A 3,381-nucleotide genomic window follows, 5' to 3' on the forward strand; every position below is an offset into this window, starting at 1 on the left:
CATTGAATTAGGAGAGATTGAAAGTCGTCTCTTAACTTATAGTGCCGTTAAGGAAGCCGTTGTTATTTCCGTAACAGAAGAGCAAGATTATAGCTATCTTTGTGCATATATAGTTTCTTTAGGGAAGGTTACGGTTTCTTCCATTCGAAATTATCTGCGAGAAGTTTTACCTGACTATATGATTCCTTCATATTTTGTTGAGGTCGAATCCTTCCCGCTTACTCCTAACGGAAAAATTGACAAAAAAGCACTGCCTAAGCCGACAAGTGAGGTGCCAATCAGGGAAGAGTACTCGGCACCTCTATCAGATAGGGAAAAACTCTTAGCATCTGTATGGGAGGAAGTACTCCGGACAGAACGAGTTGGCATTCATGATAACTTTTTTGAATTGGGAGGAGACTCCATTAAAGCGATCCAAATTGCAGCTAGGCTGAACGAGCATGGATTGAAATTCGAGATGAAAGACTTGTTTAAAAATCCAACAGTATACGAGCTTGTTCCATATATTCGGTTTGCAGCTGCATCTGCAGAGCAAGGCTTAATTCAGGGTGATGTACCTCTGACTCCGATACAGCATTGGTTTTTTGAACAGCAGTTTCCTATACCAGAACACTTTAACCAATCTATGATGCTGTTCAGGGAGGAAGAATGGAATAGTGAAGCGGTGATAGAGGCTTTCCACAAACTTTGCGTGCATCATGATGCGCTCCGAATGGTTTATTCCCCTTCGAAGCAGTACAGTCGGGAAACGGAAGCTATTGATTTTACTCTTCAACGATTTGACTTTAGGGGAGTAACAGATGGAAAACCTTTAATTGAGAAAGAAGCGAATTACCTCCAGGCTGGCCTTAATCTCGAAGAAGGTCCGCTGATAAAACTGGGGATTTTTGAGACTGATGTAGGAAGTTATCTATTAATTGTTATTCATCATCTTTTGGTGGACGGAGTGTCCTGGAGGATTCTTCTGGAGGATTTCTATCGTCTATATGAGAAAGGAGAAGTTCTTCCACCGAAGACCACCTCTTACCGTGCTTGGGCAAGTGGGCTGTCTGAGTATGCAAGGAGCAGGGCTATACAAAAAGAGATTCCATACTGGGAAGGTGTCGAATCCATGAAAGTGGCTCCTCTGCCGAAGGACAGGGAAGACGATGGAAGCTTCAGTAAAATAGAAGCTCTGCATTTCAGCCTTGACGAAAAAGAAACACACCAGCTTCTGACAGAAGCCCATCGGGCTTACCAGACTGAAATTAATGACCTCCTTCTTGCGGCGCTTGCTCTAACAGTTCAGGAATGGACAGGAGAAAATAGGATGGCAGTCAGCCTAGAAGGGCATGGCCGCGAAGATCTCATAAAAGGAGCAGATCTAAGTAGGACGATTGGCTGGTTTACAAGCATGTTTCCTGTGGTATTTGATGTGCCTTCAAGCGATCTTGGTAGTGTTATTAAAGGAGTAAAAGAAACATTACGAGAAGTCCCCCGCAAAGGTGCAGGTTACGGTGTACTCAATTATTTGGTTCCAGCGGAAGAAAATAAAATAAAATATAAGATAAAACCAGAAATTATTTTTAATTATCTGGGACAGTTTGAAATTAATAGCAAAGCGAAATACCCTGTGATGCCAATGGGAGAACCAGTTAGTTTGGAGAATAAACATGGCACGGGTATTGAGCTTACTGCAATTGTTACCGATGGGAAATTACAGCTTAATCTTATGTTTAACTCTATCCAATACAATGTCGGGACAGTCGAAAACATTCTTGACCAGTATAAAAGTCATCTTCTTCATATTATCAACCATTGTGTGGCAAAAGAGAAATCAGAACCAACACCTAGTGATTTTAGCATGAGTCAGCTGACTCAATCAGATTTGGATGATGTATTTGAGGCTTTAAAGAGTGTTAAGTAACTGAAAAATACTATACGATCTGGAGTGATTTGATGTTTGACGTTTCTAGGGTAAAGGATTTATGCCAGTTATCCCCGACACAAAAAGGGATGCTATTTCACGCATTAAAAGATGAAAATAATGATACTTATTTCGAACAGATGGTCTTTCTGATTGAAGGGGAACTTAATGTCCCCTTCTTGGAAGAAAGTTTCAATCGTTTGATTGAAAAATATGATGTGTTAAGGACGGTTTTTCTTTACTCCAAAATTAAAGAGCCAACTCAGGTTATATTAAAAGACCGGAGAACCAAAGTAAGCTTTGAAGATATTTCACATATGTCCCAAGAAGAAAAAACGATCTTTCTAGAAGAATATAAATTGAGGGATCGACAAAAGGGCTTTAATCTCCAAAGTGATATGCTCATTCGCCTTGCCGTATTAAAAACAAAAATGAATCAGTTTCAAATAATATTGAGTCATCACCATATCTTAATGGACGGCTGGTGTATGAGCATTATCTTAAATGATCTTTTTAAGTATTATGTCGATTACATTCAGGACATACCTATTTATCTGGAAAAAGGGCTGCCGTACAGTGCATACATTCAATGGCTGGATGAGCAGGATGATGTAGCAGCCCGAGGGTATTGGAAGAAGTTCCTTGAGGGCTATAGCGGTGTCAAGGGAATTCCATATAATTGGTCTGCGCAGGAACCCGCAGATTTTATGCATCAAGAAATAAAATTCAACTTTAATAAAGATATAACTCGGAAAATCTCTCAGCTTGCCATGTCTAAACAAGTTACAGTGAATAGCGTTTTCCAAACGATGTGGGGTATCATGCTGCAGAAGTTGAATAACACTGACGATGTTGTATTTGGTTCAATAGTTTCTGGCAGGCCAGCAGACATTCCAGATGTAGAAAAGATTGTTGGGTTATTCATAAATACGATTCCTGTAAGAATTACAAGCAGTGAGAATGATACATTTCATCAGTTAGTAGAGAAATCACAGGAGAAGGCACTTGCTTCCAGTGAGTTTGATTATGTTTCGTTGGCAGAAATACAGGAAAACACCAAATTTGGTGAACAGGTGTTTGATCATATTGTAGCTTTTGAGAATTTTCCTGTAGCTATGGACGATTTTGATCATAATCAAGAACAAAAGTTAGGTTTCCGCATTGTGGGATTCGAGGCTTTTGAGCAGACAAATTATAAATTAAGCATTCAGGTTCATTCTGGTGATGAGATTAGCGGTAAGATAATATTCAATGGTAATATCTATAACTCCGAATGGATGAAAAATATCCCTAGACATTTACAAGAGATTGCTACTCAAATCATTGAGAATCCGGAAATCAAGATAAAAGATATACAGATTATATCTGAAAAAGAGATAAAGAGACTAATAGATATGAATACTATCTGTAGGCAATATCCAAAAGAAGAGTCCATCTGTTCACTCTTTGAGGAACAGGCAGCGAAAACACCTAAT

At 39.2% G+C, this 3,381-nt stretch carries 2 protein-coding genes; both read left to right on the top strand.

The window, feature by feature from the left end:
• Window positions 1-1,906, top strand: a 1,906-nt coding sequence (locus tag BPMYX0001_RS25725) for a condensation domain-containing protein (RefSeq protein ID WP_033799393.1), incomplete at its 5' end; no start/stop codon positions are given.
• A gap of 32 nt (window positions 1,907-1,938) precedes the next feature.
• Window positions 1,939-3,381: condensation domain-containing protein (locus tag BPMYX0001_RS25730; protein ID WP_033799394.1), on the top strand; the 1,443-nt coding region annotated here is incomplete at its 3' end.

Source organism: Bacillus pseudomycoides DSM 12442 (assembly GCF_000161455.1).
Classification (GTDB): domain Bacteria; phylum Bacillota; class Bacilli; order Bacillales; family Bacillaceae_G; genus Bacillus_A; species Bacillus_A pseudomycoides.